The 16,453-nt window shown below is 73.9% G+C and carries 13 protein-coding genes; 3 read left to right on the top strand and 10 right to left on the bottom strand.

Annotated features, from left to right (window positions below; translation table 11 throughout):
• Positions 1–360: 360 nt before the first annotated feature.
• Entirely contained in the window at positions 361–2,871 is a 2,511-nt protein-coding gene (locus ACIOJE_RS02750) for a CDP-glycerol glycerophosphotransferase family protein (RefSeq protein ID WP_400772798.1), read from the top strand.
• 1 nt (position 2,872) lies between these two features.
• Here the strand turns inward: ACIOJE_RS02750 and ACIOJE_RS02745 are convergent, their stop codons facing one another.
• The 6 genes from ACIOJE_RS02745 to ACIOJE_RS02720 form a co-directional block, all read right to left on the bottom strand.
• Positions 2,873–3,427 carry a 2'-5' RNA ligase family protein gene (locus tag ACIOJE_RS02745; protein ID WP_280674996.1) on the bottom strand — a complete coding sequence of 185 codons (555 nt, stop codon included), beginning with the start codon at positions 3,425–3,427 and terminating at the stop codon, positions 2,873–2,875.
• Positions 3,424–4,419, bottom strand: coding sequence for a tryptophan--tRNA ligase (trpS, locus tag ACIOJE_RS02740; protein WP_280675756.1), 996 nt, complete (start codon positions 4,417–4,419; stop codon positions 3,424–3,426). The genes ACIOJE_RS02745 and trpS overlap by 4 nt, the downstream gene beginning before the upstream one ends.
• A gap of 75 nt (positions 4,420–4,494) precedes the next feature.
• Positions 4,495–5,820 (bottom strand): hemolysin family protein, encoded by a 1,326-nt coding sequence (locus ACIOJE_RS02735; protein ID WP_280674998.1) that lies wholly within the window; start codon positions 5,818–5,820, stop codon positions 4,495–4,497.
• A 107-nt stretch (positions 5,821–5,927) separates the two neighbouring features.
• Positions 5,928–6,920, bottom strand: coding sequence for a malate dehydrogenase (locus ACIOJE_RS02730; protein WP_280675000.1), 993 nt, complete (start codon positions 6,918–6,920; stop codon positions 5,928–5,930).
• Positions 6,921–7,124: 204 nt separating this feature from the next.
• Positions 7,125–7,550: a DUF3017 domain-containing protein gene (locus tag ACIOJE_RS02725; RefSeq protein ID WP_280675002.1), complete on the bottom strand. Its 426-nt coding sequence runs from the start codon at positions 7,548–7,550 to the stop codon at positions 7,125–7,127.
• A gap of 35 nt (positions 7,551–7,585) precedes the next feature.
• Complete coding sequence (locus ACIOJE_RS02720; RefSeq protein WP_280675004.1) at positions 7,586–8,440, bottom strand: bifunctional methylenetetrahydrofolate dehydrogenase/methenyltetrahydrofolate cyclohydrolase; 855 nt, start codon at positions 8,438–8,440, stop codon at positions 7,586–7,588.
• Positions 8,441–8,924: 484 nt separating this feature from the next.
• Here ACIOJE_RS02720 and ACIOJE_RS02715 point away from each other — a divergent pair, with 484 nt between their 5' ends.
• Positions 8,925–9,548, top strand: coding sequence for a hypothetical protein (locus ACIOJE_RS02715; protein WP_280675006.1), 624 nt, complete (start codon positions 8,925–8,927; stop codon positions 9,546–9,548).
• Between the two features lie 131 nt (positions 9,549–9,679).
• Here ACIOJE_RS02715 and purH read toward each other — a convergent pair whose 3' ends face one another.
• Together purH and purN are read right to left on the bottom strand one after the other, a co-directional pair.
• Positions 9,680–11,257 (bottom strand): bifunctional phosphoribosylaminoimidazolecarboxamide formyltransferase/IMP cyclohydrolase, encoded by a 1,578-nt coding sequence (gene purH / locus ACIOJE_RS02710; protein ID WP_400772795.1) that lies wholly within the window; start codon positions 11,255–11,257, stop codon positions 9,680–9,682.
• A 69-nt stretch (positions 11,258–11,326) separates the two neighbouring features.
• Positions 11,327–11,992: a phosphoribosylglycinamide formyltransferase gene (purN, locus tag ACIOJE_RS02705; protein WP_400772793.1), complete on the bottom strand. Its 666-nt coding sequence runs from the start codon at positions 11,990–11,992 to the stop codon at positions 11,327–11,329.
• 367 nt (positions 11,993–12,359) lie between these two features.
• Between purN and ACIOJE_RS02700 the strand changes: the two genes are divergently transcribed.
• The gene (locus ACIOJE_RS02700; protein WP_400772791.1) at positions 12,360–12,995 is read left to right on the top strand and encodes a hypothetical protein; all 636 of its coding nucleotides are present in this window, start codon (positions 12,360–12,362) and stop codon (positions 12,993–12,995) included.
• 181 nt (positions 12,996–13,176) lie between these two features.
• On the opposite strand, the gene ACIOJE_RS02695 is transcribed toward ACIOJE_RS02700, so the two are convergent.
• Both ACIOJE_RS02695 and ACIOJE_RS02690 read right to left on the bottom strand, forming a co-directional pair.
• Positions 13,177–14,727, bottom strand: coding sequence for a ricin-type beta-trefoil lectin domain protein (locus ACIOJE_RS02695; RefSeq protein WP_400772790.1), 1,551 nt, complete (start codon positions 14,725–14,727; stop codon positions 13,177–13,179).
• 218 nt (positions 14,728–14,945) lie between these two features.
• Complete coding sequence (locus ACIOJE_RS02690) at positions 14,946–16,451, bottom strand: DUF6350 family protein (protein ID WP_400772788.1); 1,506 nt, start codon at positions 16,449–16,451, stop codon at positions 14,946–14,948.
• Between the last annotated feature and the right edge of the window lie 2 nt (positions 16,452–16,453).

The following is a 16,453-nucleotide window of genomic DNA, read 5'->3' as shown; positions in this document are numbered from 1 at the left end:
GGCGACGGGGACGCGGCCAGGGCCGCCCCGGGGGGGGGCCCCGGGTGGCCCCCCCGCAGGTAGTCGCGGGGTAGGCCCCCCCCCCCCCCCCCCCCCCCCGCCGCGGCCCCCCCCCCCCCCCGCGGGGGGCGCCTCGGCGCTTTCCTGGGAATTTCCTGAGAACATCCCCGCCCTTTACGCCCGCATTGCACTCGAACTTGTGTTTCGTTGACGAATTTCACGGGAAATTCTCCGGTCCGTACAGTTGACCCCGGATGGCGTCCCGGTATGGGATATCAATTCGGCCCCGGTCCCCATCGGAATCGGCCCGGCGGCCCCGGTCCACCGCCATGGACCGCCCCCGTCCCGAAGGGCCTTCCCATGCCTGTGCTCACACGGTTCGTCCTTCCGCACGCCGCCCCCCGTGTGAGCACCGACCAGCCCACCCCCGACGAGGACGTCGACTTCGGCCTGCTGCGCGCCCGCTGGACCCGCCGCGGCCTGGAGCTCACCGGTTTCGCCCGCCCGCACGACCTCGACACCGGCCGCCCCGGCTCCGCCTGGACCTGGCTGACCCTGCGCCACCCCGACGGGTCCCGGCCGCCCGTCCACCTGCGGTCCAGGCCCCGCCGGCTGCCCGAGGTCACCGACGACAGCGCCCAGCCCGAGTTCAACCACGACTGGTCCGGCTTCACCGCCCTGATCGAACCCGGCCGGCTGCGCCACGGCACCGACTGGCAGCTCGGCGACTGGCAGCTCGAGACCACCCTGTTCACCCGCCCGCGCCCCACCCGGCTGCGCCGCCGGTACGGCACCCTCGCCCCGCACTGGTGCGGCTCCGGCGAGTACCCGCCGGCCCGCTGGGTGGACCACGACGTCCGCCTCCAGCCGCACTTCGCCGACGGACGGCTGCGGCTGCTGCTCGAACGCCCCGGCATCCGGCTCACCCACGCCACCCCCGCCGCCGACGGCCTCGACCTGCGCGGCGCCGCGGACTCCTGCCCGGCCGGCACCGTGCTGCGGCTGCGCCACCGCCAGAGCGACGCCGTGATCGAGCGGCCGGTCGCCCGCACCGGCAACACCTTCGCCGTCCACCTGCCGTACCGGCCGTTCACCGCCGACGGGCGCGGCGGCGGTGAACTGGAGCACTGGGACGCCGAGTTACTGCGCCCCGACGGCAGCACCGAACAGCTCTGCCCGGACGAGCGCGGCGGCCCGGTGGCCGGCCAGCACCCGCTGCCCGACACCCCGGACCGCACGCTCTACCTCAAGCACCTCGCCGACGGCCGGCTCCAGCTCTGCGTCCAGCCGGCGGCCGGCCTGGTCGAGCGGATCGCCGTCCGGGCCGACGGCTTCGAGCTCACCGGCCACTGCCCGGACCGGTCCGCGGACCGACTGGAGCTGGTGCTGCGGCACACCGACACCGCGAGCGAGGTCCGCACACCGGTCGAGGCCGGCCCGGACGGCCGGTTCCGGGCCCGCCTGCCCGCCACCCGTACCGGCTCGGACGGCGCCGCCCTGCCGCTGCGCAAGGGCATCTGGGAGGCGGTGCTGGCGCCCGCCGGGCGGCCCGGCCCGCGCCGCCCGCTGCTCGCCGCACCCGCCGCGCTGCCCGCCCTGCCCGCCGCCACCTCGGTCGGCGGCAAGCGGATCCTGCTCCAGCGCCGCTGGCACGACACCCTGCTGGTGGACTCCACGCCGGTGCTCACCCCCACCGAGCGCAGCGCCTGGACGCAGAGCCGCCAGCGCTCCGTCCACTACCCCGCCGCCCGCCGCGAACCGCTGCGCGAGGCCGTGCTGTACGACGTGTTCGGCGGCCGCGGCTACGCCGACTCGCCGCGCGCGGTGCACGCCGAACTCGCCCGCCGCGGCGCGCCGTTGGAGCACCTCTGGGTGGTCGACGACGCCCAGGCCGAGCTGCCGCCCGGGGTCCGGGCCGTCCGGATCTGGAGCCCGGAGTGGTACCGCGCGCTGGCCACCTGCCGGTACCTGGTCGGCAACACGCACTTCCCGGACTTCCTGGAGCGCCGCCCCGGCCAGGTGGTGCTGCAGACCTGGCACGGCTCCCTGCTGAAGCGGATCGCCCACGACGTCGACAACCCCTGGCTGGCCGACCACGGCTACCTGGAGGCGCTCGCCCGGGAGACCCCGCAGTGGAGCCTGCTGCTCTCCCCCAGCCCGTTCGCCACCCCGATCCTGCGCCGCGCGTTCCGCTACGACGGCGAGATCCTGGAGGCCGGCTACCCGCGCAACGACGTGCTCGCCCGCCCCGACGCGGACACCGCCGCGGCCGTCCGCCGACGGCTCGGCGTCCCGGACGGCAAGCGGATCGTGCTGTACGCGCCGACCTGGCGGGAGGACCAGCAGCGCGGCGACGGCGGCGGCTTCCGGCTCGACCTGCGGCTGGACCTCGACCACGCCCGGCGCCTGCTCGGCGAGGACCACGTGCTGCTGGTCCGCCCGCACGCGCACGTCCGCGAGCCGCTGCCGGGCGCCGGGGACGGCTTCCTGTACGACTGTGGGGACTACCCCGACCCGCAGGAACTGCTGCTGGTCGCGGACGTCCTGGTGACCGACTACTCGTCGATCATGTTCGACTTCGCGATCACCGGCCGCCCGGTGCTCTTCTTCACCTACGACCTGGAGCACTACCGCGACACCCTGCGCGGCTTCTACTTCGACTTCGAGCCGCAGGCCCCCGGCCCGCTCGTCCCCACCTCGGCTGAACTGCTCGGCGCGCTGCGCGAACTCGCCGACACCGGCGCGGACCTGCCGCCCGGGTACGCCGAGCGCCACCGCCGTTTCCGGGCCGAGCACTGCGTCCTGGACGACGGCAGCGCGGCCCGCCGGGTGGTCGACCGGATGCTCGAACTCGGAAGGCCAGTACGGTAGTTCAGGAGAACGGGTAACTCCGCCAGGGCCGCCAGACCTCGTCCGCGTCGAAGCGGGAGAGGCCGAAGCCCGGCACCGCGAAGGCCGCCCGGAAGCCGCGCGCCTGCGCGTACGCCTGGTCCAGCGCGTCGTCCGGCAGGCCGTGCGCGACCGTCACGTGCGGGTGGTACGGGAAGGCCAACTCGCGGGCCAGCGGGCCGGAGCGGACGTCCGCCTCCAGCAGGCGGCACTCCTGCGCGCCCTCCTCGACCCGGACGAACACCACCGGGGAGACCGGACGGAAGGTGCCGGCGCCGCGCAGCAGCATCCGGAACGGCCGGTGCGCGGCCGCCACCGCCGCCAGGTGCTCCTCGATCTTCGGCAGCGCCGCGGCCGGCACCTCGGTCGGCGGCAGCAGGGTGACGTGCGTCGGTATCGACCGCGCCAGCGGATCCCCGTGCCCGGCCCGGGCGTCCTGGATCTCCGCACCGTACGGGTCCGGAACGCTCACGGACACGCCGATGGTGACGACCTCGGGGAGGTCGTCACCATCGGGCAGGCCTGTCAGCGGAGTCACCGCTTGGCGGCCGGAAGGAAGCCGATCCGGTCGTACACCGTCTCCAGGGTCTGCGCGGAGACCTCGCGGGCCTTCTCGCCGCCGATCGCCAGCACCCGGTCCAGCTCGGCCGGGTCGTCCAGGTAGACCCGGGTGCGCTCCTGGAACGGGGTGACCCACTCGGCGAACAGCTCGGCCAGCTCGGTCTTCAGGGCACCGTACATCCGGCCCTCGAAGTGCGCGACCAGCTGGTCGATGGACTGGCCGCTGAGCGCGGAGTGGATGCGCAGCAGGTTGGAGACGCCGGGCTTGCCGTCCTCGTCGTAGGAGACGACGGTGCCGGTGTCGGTGATGGCGCTCTTGAACTTCTTGGCGCTCACCTTCGGGTCGTCCAGCAGGCTCACCAGGCCCTTGGTCGAGGAGGCCGACTTGCTCATCTTGGCGCCCGGGTCCTGCAGGTCCATGATCTTCGCCGTCTCCTTGAGGATGTACGGCTTCGGCACCACGAAGGTCGGCTGGAAGCGGGTGTTGAAGCGCTCCGCGAGGTCGCGGGTGAGCTCCACGTGCTGGCGCTGGTCCTCGCCGACCGGGACGGCGTCCGCCTGGTAGAGCAGGATGTCGGCGACCTGGAGGATCGGGTAGGTGAACAGGCCGACCGAGGTGCCGGCGGCACCCTGCTTGGCCGACTTGTCCTTGAACTGGGTCATCCGGGAGGCCTCGCCGAAGCCGGTGAGGCAGTTCATCACCCAGGCGAGCTGCGCGTGCTCGGGCACGTGCGACTGGACGAACAGGGTGCAGTGCTCCGGGTCCAGGCCGGCGCCGAGCAGCTGGGCGGCGGAGATCCGGGTGTTCTGGCGCAGCGTCGCCGGGTCCTGCTCGACGGTGATCGCGTGCAGGTCGACGACCATGTAGAAGGCGTCGTTCTCCTTCTGCAGATCGACCCACTGGCGCACCGCGCCCAGGTAGTTGCCGAGGTGGAACGAGCCGGAGGTGGGCTGGATCCCGGAGAGCACCCGGGGACGGTCCTTGACCGGACCAGTGACCGCTGCGTTGACCATGCGGGCCATTGTTCCAGTTCCACCGGTCGCTCAGGAAACGTCCGCCCCTGGAGGCTCCGCCAGTGTGACCGCACTCACCCTCACCCGGGCGATCCGGCGGCCCTCCAGCTTGGCCACCGTCAGCAGCACGCCGCCCCCGCCCTCGACCGGCACGCGCACCTGGTCGCCGTCCCGGGGCAGCCGGCCGAGCGAGGCGACCAGGCAGCCGGCCACCGTCTCGTACGGGCCCTCGGACAGGGTGACGCCGGTCTCCTCGGTGAAGTCGCCGAGGTTGAGCAGGCCGTCCAGCTCCATGCCGCCGCCGGCCAGCCGGCGGGTGGTGGCGGTCTCCGGCCGGTCGTACTCGTCCCGGATCTCGCCGATCACCTCCTCGACCAGGTCCTCCAGGGTGACGATCCCGGCGGTGCCGCCGTACTCGTCCACCACGATGGCGAGGTGATGTCCCTCACGGCGCATCTCGCCCATCGCCTCCAGCACCCGTTTGGTGCCGGGCAGCAGCTTGACCGGGCGGGCCAGGTCGCGGACCTTGACCGCCTGCTCGCCGCGCGCGCCGTACAGGTCACGGACGTGGACGAAGCCGACCACGGCGTCGGCGCTGCCCTCGACCACCGGGTAGCGCGAGTGCGGCGAGGTGTCCGCCTGGTGCCGGACGGCGGCCAGCGGGCGCTCGGCGTCCAGGAAGGTCACCTCGGTGCGCGGGACCATCACCTCGCGCAGCTGCCGCTCCCCGGCGGAGAACACGTCCGCGATCAACGCCCGTTCGTCGCTGCCGAGTTCGGTGTTGGCGGCGACCAGGCCACGCAGTTCCTCGGAGCTCATCGAACCGCGGCCGGCGGCCGGGTCGCCGCCCAGCAGGCGGACCATCAGGTTGGTGGAGTGGCCGAGCAGCCAGATCACCGGGCGCAGCGCCACCGACATCACGTCCACCACCGGCGCCGCGATCACCGCGATGGACTCGGCCCGCTGCAGGCCGATCCGCTTGGGGGTGAGTTCGCCGAGCACCAGCGAGACGTAGCTGATCACCAGGGTGAGGCCGACCAGGGCGACCGCGTCGGCGACGCCCTCGGTGAGCCCGGCCCGGACGAACAGCGGGGCGACCTTGCCGGCCAGGGTGTCCGCACCGAAGGCGGCGGACAGGAAGCCCATGCAGGTCACGCCGACCTGGACGGCGGCCAGGAAGCGGTTGGGGTCGGCGGCCAGGTGCGCGGCCCGGGCCGAGCGCCGGGTGCCGAGCGACTCCAGCGTCCGGATCTGGCCCTCGCGCAGCGAGATCAGCGAGATCTCGGCGACGTTGAACAGCCCGCCCAGCAGGATGAAGACGAGGACGAGCGCGGCGTCCCCGAGGGTTTCGTTCACAGCGGGCCAGTGTAGGCCGCCGGACCGGCCCGGACACGGACACGGCGACGGCCCGCCGCCTCCGGGAAGGGAGGCGGCGGGCCGTCGGAAAGCCGCTGCGGCCGGGCTCAGATGAGGCCCAGCTCCTGGACCGCGTCGCGCTCCTCGGTCAGCTCCTTGACCGAGGCGTCGATGCGGGCGCGCGAGAAGTCGGAGATCTCCAGGCCCTGGACGATCTCGAACTTGCCGTCCTTGGTGGTGACGGGGAACGAGGAGATCAGGCCCGCCGGAACGCCGTAGGAGCCGTCCGAGACGACGCCCATGGAGGTCCAGTCGCCCTCGGCGGTGCCGTTGACCCAGGTGTGGACGTGGTCGATGGCGGCGTTGGCGGCCGAGGCGGCCGAGGAGGCGCCACGGGCCTCGATGATGGCCGCGCCGCGCTTGGCCACGGTCGGGATGAAGTCGTTCTCCAGCCAGGCCAGGTCGCTGCCGACGGCCTCGAAGGCCGGCTTGCCGGCGATCTCGGCCTGGAAGACGTCCGGGTACTGGGTGGCGGAGTGGTTGCCCCAGATGGTGACGCGCTTGATGTCGGAGACGAGCGCGCCGGTCTTGTTGGAGAGCTGGCCGACCGCGCGGTTGTGGTCCAGGCGGGTCATCGCGGTGAAGCGCTCGGCCGGGACGTCCGGGGCGTTGCGCTGGGCGATCAGGGCGTTGGTGTTGGCCGGGTTGCCGACCACCAGGACCTTGATGTCGTCCGCGGCGTGATCGTTGATGGCCTTGCCCTGCGGGCCGAAGATGCCGCCGTTGGCCTGCAGCAGGTCGCCGCGCTCCATGCCCGCGGTGCGCGGACGGGCGCCGACCAGCAGCGCGACGTTGGCGCCGTCGAAGGCCTCGTTCGGGTTGTCGCTGATGGTGATGTCGCGCAGCAGCGGGAAGGCGCAGTCGACGAGCTCCATGGCGGTGCCCTCGGCGGCCTTGAGGCCCTGCGGGATCTCCAGGAGGCGCAGGTTCACCGGCACGTCTGCACCGAGCAGGTGGCCCGAGGCGATGCGGAAGAGCAGCGCGTAGCCGATCTGGCCGGCCGCTCCGGTGATGGTGACGTTGACGGGGGTGCGGGTCATTTCTACCTTCTCCAGCAGATCGCCAGGTGCCCCAGGCACACCGGCGCACTGGAGCCGAGGATGATCTCTCGACATCGAGAGACCGGCGTCAGGTTATCGCAAAGGGAGCCTACGCCGGGGGCTCGGGCCTGGCTGATGCGTCACAACGGACGGCGGCCCCCGCCCGGGGCTTCCGGGTCGGGGGCCGTCGGGGGTGTCCCGGCGTCAGTGCTTGGGCCGGCCGATCAGCTGGCCGATGTTGTCGAGCAGCGGGATCTCCAGCCACGGGTTCGGCTGCGCGACCAGGGTCAGCAGCACGATCGACGCGCCCAGGAAGATCAGCACGATCACGTCGGTGAAGCGGCTGCGCACCGCCAGCATCCCGACCTCGGGCAGCACCAGCCGCAGGACGGCGCCGAGCAGCACGCCGCAGCCGAGGATCAGCAGCCCGTACTTGAAACCGTCCTTGAAGTCGGCGAACCAGGTGACCGCGAGGCCGGCCCCGACCACCGACAGGACCAGCGTTATCGGCCACTGCCGGACCGGCAGGGCGTGGTCGCGTCCGAGGGCCGCGGACGAGCCCTCGGGCGGCAGGGTTCCGGTGGTCTTGACCGGCCTGCGCCGGGTCCGTGCCGGTCGCGGTTCCGTCATGCTCGCCGTCCCTCGTGGTGGTGTCGGTCGCGGGGTCAGAGGCCGGCGCGGCGCTCGGCCGCCTCGACGATGTTGTTGAGCAGCATCGCGCGGGTCATCGGGCCCACGCCGCCGGGGTTCGGGGAGATCCAGCCTGCCACCTCGGCCACGCCCGGGTGGACGTCGCCGACGATCTTGCCCTCGCTGCGGCTGACGCCCACGTCCAGCACCGCCGCGCCCGGCTTGACGTCCTCCGGCTTGACCAGGTGCGGCACGCCCGCGGCGGCCACGATGATGTCGGCCTTGCGCAGGTGGTAGGCGAGGTCCCGGGTGCCGGTGTGGCACAGGGTCACGGTGGCGTTCTCGGAGCGGCGGGTCAGCAGCAGCCCGATCGAGCGGCCGACGGTCACGCCGCGGCCGATCACGACCACCTCGGCGCCGTTGATCTCGACGCCGTGCCGGCGCAGCAGTTCGACGATGCCCAGCGGGGTGCAGGGCAGCGGCCCCTCGATGCCCAGGGCGAGCCGGCCGAGCGAGGTCGGGTGCAGGCCGTCCGCGTCCTTGTCCGGGTCCATCAGCTCCAGGACCGGGTTCTGGTCCAGGCCCTTGGGCAGCGGCAGCTGGACGATGTAGCCGGTGCAGGACGGGTCGGCGTTGAGCTCGCGGACGACGTTCTCAACGTCCTCCTGGCTGGCGGTGGCGGGCAGCTCGCGCTGGATCGAGGCGATGCCGACCTCGGCGCAGTCCTTGTGCTTCCCGTTGACGTACCAGCGGCTGCCCGGGTCGTCGCCGACCAGGACGGTGCCGAGGCCGGGCGTGACGCCCTTCGCCTTGAGGACCGCCACACGGGCGGCGAGTTCGGACTTGATCGCGGCGGCGGTGGCCTTGCCATCGAGAATCTGGGCAGTCATGACCCCATTCTCCCGGATCGCGGCGAGGTGCCGTACCAGGGCCCGTCTTCCCCATGGGACGGGTACGGAAGGTCCGGACCACGTTGCGGTTGCGCCACAGTCTCGGTCCGGCGCGTGGAACCGGCTGGACACGGCCCCGCCGTCCGGTTGACGATATGCGGGCATTCCCTGCCGCGACCCGGCCCGGTGACGGGCCGACGGACACCCGGTGGGGCGTACCCGGGGGAAAGAGCACGTGAGCCGACCACTTCAGACCGAGCAGCCCGACCGGCGCGGCGCCGTCCCGCGCATGGCGTGCCCGTCGACGACTCCGCTCACACCGCTCTCTTCGCGCTCACCACGCGTCTGAGCCGACCGTGCCCGGTGCCGATCCGGGCTGTCACCCCTCTCCGTTAGCGTCCCGTCCAGTCGGCGACCCGACTCGCCAACCGGAACCGGGCCCTCCGTCCCGTCCCCACGTCCCCGTAACTGCCCGGAGGCATCGATGAGTTACCCGCCCGACCCGAACAACCCCTACGGCCAGCCGCCGCAGGCGCCGGGCTACGGCTACCCCCAGCAGGCCCCGCCGGCCGCCGGGTACGGCTACCCGCAGGCCGCCCCGGGCTACGGTGCCACGCCGGGCTACGGCTTCGCGCCGGCCGTCCCGCAGTCCATGCCGGGCCTGGTGGTCACCACCCGGGTGCTGCTGTTCATCATCGGCGCCGTGCAGATCATCGGTGCGGGCGTCTACCTGATAGCCGCCGCGGCGGCCAAGGAGGTCACCAACCGGGCCCAGGAGATCGACGGCAGCGACCCGTTCAACGGGTTCGGCAACGCGGCGGCCGGTGTGCTGGTGGTGGTCGGCATCCTGTGCGTGCTGTTCGCGGCGTTCTCCATCACGCTGGGCGTGAAGTTCGGCAAGGGCGGGCCCGCGGTCCGCATCACCGCCCTGGTGTACGGCTCGTTCGGCGCGCTGCTCGGCCTGCTGGGCCTGGCCGGCTCGTTCGCCAACAACGCCAACCCGATCGGCATCGTCTTCACGCTGATGTGGCTCGCGGTCTCGATCACCATGATCGTCGGGATGAGCGTCAAGGACGGCGTCGCCTGGTTCGCCCGGCCGCGCTACTGACCGGCCGCGCTACTGACCGGTCCGGCCCGAGCGCTCGCACGGAACGGCCCGGCTCCCCTCACGAGGGGAGCCGGGCCGTTCCGTCCTGCCGTCACCCGGTCACCGCGGCGCCGGGCGATCGGTGGCCGCGATCAGTGGAAGAAGTGCCGGGCACCGGTGAAGTACATGGTCACCCCGGCCTCGGCGGCCGCCGCGACGACCTCCTCGTCCCGGATCGAACCGCCCGGCTGCACGATCGCCCGGACGCCGGCCGCGATCAGGATCGCCGGGCCGTCCGCGAACGGGAAGAACGCGTCCGAGGCCGCGTACGCGCCCTTGGCCCGCTCACCGGCCCGCTCGACCGCGAGCTTGCAGGAGTCGACCCGGTTGACCTGGCCCATGCCGACGCCCACCGAGGCGCCGCCCTTGGCCAGCAGGATCGCGTTGGACTTGACGGCCCGGCAGGCCCGCCAGGCGAAGGCCAGCTCGGCCAGCTCCGCCCCGGACAACGCCGCACCGGTGGCCAGCGTCCAGTTCGCCGGGTCGTCGCCCTCGGCGTGCACCCGGTCGGCGTCCTGCAGCAGCACGCCACCGGAGACCGGGCGGACCTCCTGGCGGTTGGCCGGGGCCCCGGGGGCGACCAGCACCCGGAGGTTCTTCTTGCGGGCCAGCACCTCGACGGCACCGTCCTCGTACGCCGGGGCGACGACGACCTCGGTGAAGATCGGCGCGATCTGCTCGGCCAGCTCGACGGTGACCGGGCGGTTGACCGCGATCACACCGCCGTACGCCGAGACCGGGTCGCACTCGTGCGCCTTGCGGTGCGCCTCGGCGACGTCCGCGCCGATCGCGATGCCGCACGGGTTGGCGTGCTTGATGATCGCGACGGCCGGCTCGGCGTGGTCGTACGCGGCGCGGCGGGCGGCGTCGGTGTCGACGTAGTTGTTGTACGACATCTCCTTGCCGTGCAGCTGCTTCGCGCCGGCCAGACCGCCGGTGCCGTCGCTGTACAGCGCGGCGCCCTGGTGCGGGTTCTCGCCGTAGCGCAGCACGTTCTGCCGCTCCCAGGTGGCGCCCAGGAACTCCGGGAAGCGCTCGTCGCTCGGCGCGTAGCCGGCCTCGAACCAGGAGGCGACCGCGACGTCGTACGCGGCGGTGTGCGCGAACGCCGCACCGGCCAGGCGCTTGCGGGTAGCCAGGTCGAAGCCGCCGCCCTGGACGGCCTGCAGCACGTCGCCGTAACGGGCCGGGTCGACCACCACGGCCACCGACGGGTGGTTCTTGGCGGCGGCGCGGACCATGCTCGGGCCGCCGATGTCGATCTGCTCGACGCACTCGTCCGGGGTGGCACCCGAGGCGACGGTGGCCTTGAACGGGTAGAGGTTCACCACGACCAGGTCGAAGGGCTCGACGCCCAGCTCGGCCAGCTGCGCGCGGTGCGACTCCAGCCGCAGGTCGGCGAGCACGCCGGCGTGCACGCGGGGGTGCAGCGTCTTCACGCGCCCGTCCAGGCACTCCGGGAAGCCGGTCAGCTCGGAGACCTCGGTCACCGGGACACCCGCGGCGGCGATCCGGCCGGCGGTGGAGCCGGTGGAGACGATGGCGACCCCGGCGGCGTGCAGGCCCTGGGCCAGCTCCTCCAGACCGGTCTTGTCGTACACGCTGATCAGCGCGCGACGGATCGGACGGACGTTCTCCGAAACGGGGGGCGTGGTGGAGCTGGCACTCATGCTCCCACCTCGCTGCGCTCGGTGGGCGCTGCGCGCCAGGCACCATTCTCGATGATTCGCTCGCTCCGCTCACTCATGTGCCGGAATCCATACCTTTCGGTCCTCGATGCGGTGGCCCTCGCGGGCCAGCCGGCCCACGACGTCGACGAGCAGCTTGCGCTCGACAGTCTTGATGCGCTCGTGCAGCGCTTCGCCGCCATCGGCGTGGTCGGCGTCGACGACCTCGACGACGCCCTGCGCGATGATCGGCCCGGTGTCCACCCCGGCGTCGACCAGGTGGACGGTGCAGCCGGTGACCCTCACCCCGTACGCGAGCGCGTCGGCGACGCCGTGGGCGCCGGGGAAGGACGGGAGCAGTGCGGGGTGGGTGTTGACGGTCCGTCCGGCGAAGGCCGCGACGAACGCGGGGCCGAGGATCTTCATGAAGCCCGCCGTGACCACCAGGTCCGGCTCGTGGGCGGCGACGGAGGCGGTCAGCGCGCGGTCCCAGTCGGCCCGGTCGGCGAAGTCCTTGACCCGGGTGACGAAGGTCGGCAGGCCCGCCTTCTCGGCCCGCTCCAGGCCCGCGATGGCGTCACGGTCCGCACCCACGGCGACGATCTCGGCGCCGTACGCCGGATCGGCGGCGGCGTCGATCAGCGCCTGCAGGTTGGTGCCGGAACCGGAGACCAGCACCACCAGGCGGGCCGGTCCGGGCGTACGGGGCGGGAAGAGCTGAGCGGGGGCGGCGGCCACTGCGCGATTCTCCGTAGGTCGGGCGCCGCCCGCTGGTACGTCCACCGGCGGTGGGGCCACTACGAACGGCAGGTCGAGCAAGGGGGAACACCGGGAAAACCCGCCGCGACGCGGGCCCCGGGAACCTATGAGAGCTGCTGACCGTCACCACGATAACGGCTGGTCGGACGGCCTCCGCACGCTCCCGGCGGCGCTACGCGCGTAGTTGAGACGGGGATCTCCTCCGGCCCCCCGCGGCGGAGTTGCCGGGGTGCTGGCCCGCACGGGATCCGGACAGCGGGCAGGCCGCCTAAGGCCCGGCGAACGCCTGCGGGATCATAGGGGGCGCGGGAGACCGCCCCTCCGACCGAGAAGGAATGGCTGAACCATGAGCAGCGGTGACGACACCGGCGAGCGCAACCCCTTCGCGCCGCCGCCGGCGGATGCCCCGGACCAGCCGTGGCAGCCGCGCAACCCCTGGCCCGGTGAGCACCCGGACGGCACCGGCGGCCAGGGCGCCGGCGAACGCCCGCAGCTCCCCCCGCCGCACCCCTGGGGCCCCGCCCGGCCCGAGGACGGCGGCCGGCCCCGCCCCCCGGCCCCGCAGCCGCCCAAGCTCGACCCCACCGACCCCGCCCAGCGCCGGGCCCGCAACGCCGCCCTGGCCGGGCCGCTCGCGCTGGTCTGCCTGTTCGCCGGCTTCCACTGGGTCGCCCTGTTCGTCGGCGCGCTCGGCATCCTGTGGGGCGTCAGCGCGCTGCGGACGCCCAAGCCCTCGGCCGCGGCCGCCGTCACCGGCGCCGCCCCGCAGCCCGCCGCCCCGAACCCGCTCACCCCGGCCGCGCTCGCCGGCATCCTCACCGGCGCGATGACCGTCGTGGTCACGGCCTCGGTGATCGGCCTGGGGCTGTACTACAACGACTACGTCACCTGCGTCCGGGACTCGCTGACCTCCGTCGGCGCCGACAACTGCGACCGGTTCGCGCCCAAGTGGTACGTCGACTTCACCGGGAACGCCGAGTAGGGCGCCCCGTGCATCCGCGGACCGGCCGGCTGATGTCGCGCCCGGTCCGCGAGGTCGTGAGCGGTCCTGCCGAGGTGGTCGACACGGCGGAGCCGGACCAGCGAGGCGAGGCAGGCGCGCCGACGGCCCACCGCCCGGTAGCGGTGGGCCGTCGAGGGGAAGCCCGGGTCGGGCCCCGGTGTCAGACGAGGGTCCAGATCTGGTTCGTCCGGCCCGTGCACGGCCAGAGCTCCAGCTGGGTCCCGCCGGGGGCGGGCACGGCGCCGCCGATCACGTCCAGGCAGAGGCCCGACTGGCCGCCGACGAAGGAACCGTCGGGCTCGTGGGACCACTGCTGGTTGGTTCCGCCGTTGCAGGCGTAGAGGATGACCGGGGTACCGGCCGTGGTCTTGCGGCCCGAGGCGTCCACGCACTTGCCGTACACGCGCAGCGTGCCGTCCGCCTCCACCGTCACGGCCTCACCGGCGGAACCGTCGCAGTCCCGGACCTCCAGGCGCGTCACGTTGCCCGCGGCCGGGGCGTTCGCGCACCGACCGCTCGCCTTCGACACCAGGCCGTGGACCGCGCCACCGCCGCCCAGGGCGCCCGGGGAGAACCAGGCGTTGCCGCCGCCCAGCGCCCACACCGACACGTCGGAGATGCCCAGATCCGTCGCGACCTTCAGCTTGGCATCCAGCGCCACCTGGTCGACGTAGTCGTAGAAGCGGCCGCCCGAGCTCCACCTGATCTCACCCGACGCCGCGTCGCGGCGCTTCGCGACGACCGCGGGATCCTCGGAGTAGCCCGGGGCCTTCTTCATGTCGGCGACCGTCTGGTTGCCCGCGATGCTGCGGCACTGGTCGCTCGCCGTGTACGCCTCGGAGGGCAGGCCCGCGACGAACCGCGAGCGCTGGTCCGCCGGGATCTGCGCCAGCGCACCGGACAGGAGGTCGCGCATCCAGTCGAACGACGCGTACGGCAGGCAGGTGGCACCGGCCGGGGACTGGTACTCCTGGTCGTAGGCCATCATGACCACCTGGTCGGCGCCGAGCGCCAGCACCTGCCCGTAGTTGAACCTGGTGGTGGTGTCCGGCGGGCCCTCCACCTGGAGCTTGAGGCCGCGCGCGTGCAGCCCCTCGGCCAGCGCCCGCAGGAAGGCGTTGTAGTTCGACGCGTCCTGGTCGCTCCACGCCCAGTAGTTCTCGAAGTCGACGTCGACGCCGGTGAAGCCGATTCGCTGGGCGAACTCGGCGAGCGTCTTCACGGCCGTGGCGGTCTTCGCGGGGTCACCGGTGAGCTTGCGCTCGGATTCCAGGTTCGCCAGCGAGACCGTCATGTACTGCTGCGCCGAGTGGGCCTTCACATCGGCCACGTTCTCGGCGCTGTAACCGTTGCAGGCGTAGTCCGGGTCGGAGGCCGACAACAGGGCGGCGCCGCCGGTGGCGTCGATGGTGTAGTACTCCGGCTTCAGCACGCCCTTGGCGAGCCTGCCGTCGGCGTACTCCGAGGGCGCGCTGCACACCGCGGAACCCACGGGGCCCGGGTACACCCACTGTTGGACCTTGAGGGCGGATGCCGGGGCGGCGGCGTCCGACGGGCCGGAGTCCGTCGGGCCGGCGGCGCGGGCGGAGAGCGCAAGGACAGACCCGGCCAGCACCGCGATCGCGGTGGCCGCGATCGGGACCCGGCGCCGCGCGAGAGCCGCGCGCACTCCCGGGCCTCCGTGCCTCGCGTGGGTGGTGTTCCTGCTCATGACATCGAACTCCGTCGCGCAGAAGGACGGCTGACCGCGGACGCGGCGCCACCCCGGACACGGTCGGAGGTACGCGCGAGGTTCAGCGTCCGGGGCCGGACCAGGGTGGTGGCGGCGAGCGTCACGAACTCCTCCCCCGCGGCCAGGGCCGGTCCGGCGCCGAGACGTGACCGGTCGTTCGCATCGGGCGTGCGAGGACGCGAACGGTCGGACACTCCTCAGTCGCCCGACTCCGGGGTCCGACCGCCCAGGCGCAGCACCGCGGCGTACGCGCGGGCGCGCAGCATCAGCGCGCTCCGGCGCAGCTGCCCGGCCAGCCGGGCGTGGGCGGCGGGCGGAGCGCCCCCGGCGGCTCCCGCTCCGACCCCCTCCGCTGCCTCCTCGACGGCGTCCAGGACCACCTCCGGGGCGGCGAGGCGCAGTGCCCGACGGCGCACCAGCAGCGCGCCCGGCACGGCCACCAGCGCGAGCCAGCCCACCGCCGCCGACCCCGTCCACCAGGGCGCCGGGCCCAGCCGGGCCATCCGGCCGCCCGCCAGCGCGCCGCCCGACAGCCAGCCCGCCAGCACCACTGCGGCCCCGGTCAGCAGGGCCGCGGCCAGCACCGCCACCACCGTCGCCGCAGGCGGCCACGGCCCGCCCGCAGCTCCGTCTCCACCCCCGTCCCCATCACCGCCCCCGGCCTCGACCCCGACCCCGGCCTCGGCGGGTCGGCGCGGGCCCGCCGCCGCCCGGCCCAGCAGCACCGCCGGCACCACCCCCGCGAGCGCCGGCAGCAGCAGCGCCGCCACCCGCCAGCCGCCCGGACCCTCCGCCGGCAGCAGGGCGAACAACGGGAACTCCGGCACCGGGCCCAGCGCCGTGCCGCCCGGCGCCACCACCGTCCCGGTGCCCACCGCGAACCCCGGCCCCAGCGCGTACGCCGTCCCCCAGAGCACCGCGTTCGGCAGCAGCACCACCGCGAGCAGCAGCAGCCCGATCAGGGCCGCCGGCCCGCGTCCGAGCACCGCCATCCCCCGCCCGCCCCCGGCCATCGCGTCCAGCACCGCCGACACGGCCACCAGCACCCCGCCCGCCGCCACCAGCCCCGCCCCGGCCGCCAGCGCCGAACCGCGCACCGCCGCCGCGGCGCCGGCGGGCCGGAGCGACACCGGGAGCCGGTCCAGCAGCGGCCGCCCCGGGAGGAGGGGCGGGGCGGCGGGGTCGGCGGCCCGGGCCGAACGCGCGCCCGCCGCCGTCGCCAGCCCGGCCAGCAGCCCCACCACCACCAGGTCCGGCAGCACCCTGGTCCGGAACAGCCCGGCGCCCGCGCAGTGCAGCACCACCGCCGCCGCCACCGCGCAGTAGCCCGTCCACACCGCCGCCGGGCCGCCCCAGCGCGGCCGGGGCCCGCGCCGCGCCGCCACCCTGGCGGCCGCCCGGTACAGCTGAACCACTGCCAGCACGCCCAGCAGCAGCGGAGTGACGGTCAGCGGGGCGTCCGCGTCCCCCCGCAGCACCGGCGCACCGTGCCCGAGCAGCCACAGCGCCCCCGCCAACCGGGTGGCACTGGCCGCCCCGCTGTCCGCGTACGGCGTCGCCACCCAGAGCGCCAGCACCGGCACCCCGACCACCGCCAGACCGACCAGCGCCGTCCGCACCCCCGCCAACAGGTCGGCCGGCCAAGGGCGTCCGCCCAACTCGCCCGACACTTCCAGGATCGGACGGCCCATCAGCTGCGTCATGT

It is taken from the genome of Kitasatospora sp. NPDC087861 (assembly GCF_044742585.1).
Taxonomy (GTDB): domain Bacteria; phylum Actinomycetota; class Actinomycetes; order Streptomycetales; family Streptomycetaceae; genus Kitasatospora.
Note: the sequence above shows the minus strand (reverse complement) of the source record. Positions and strands in the feature narration are given on the sequence as shown.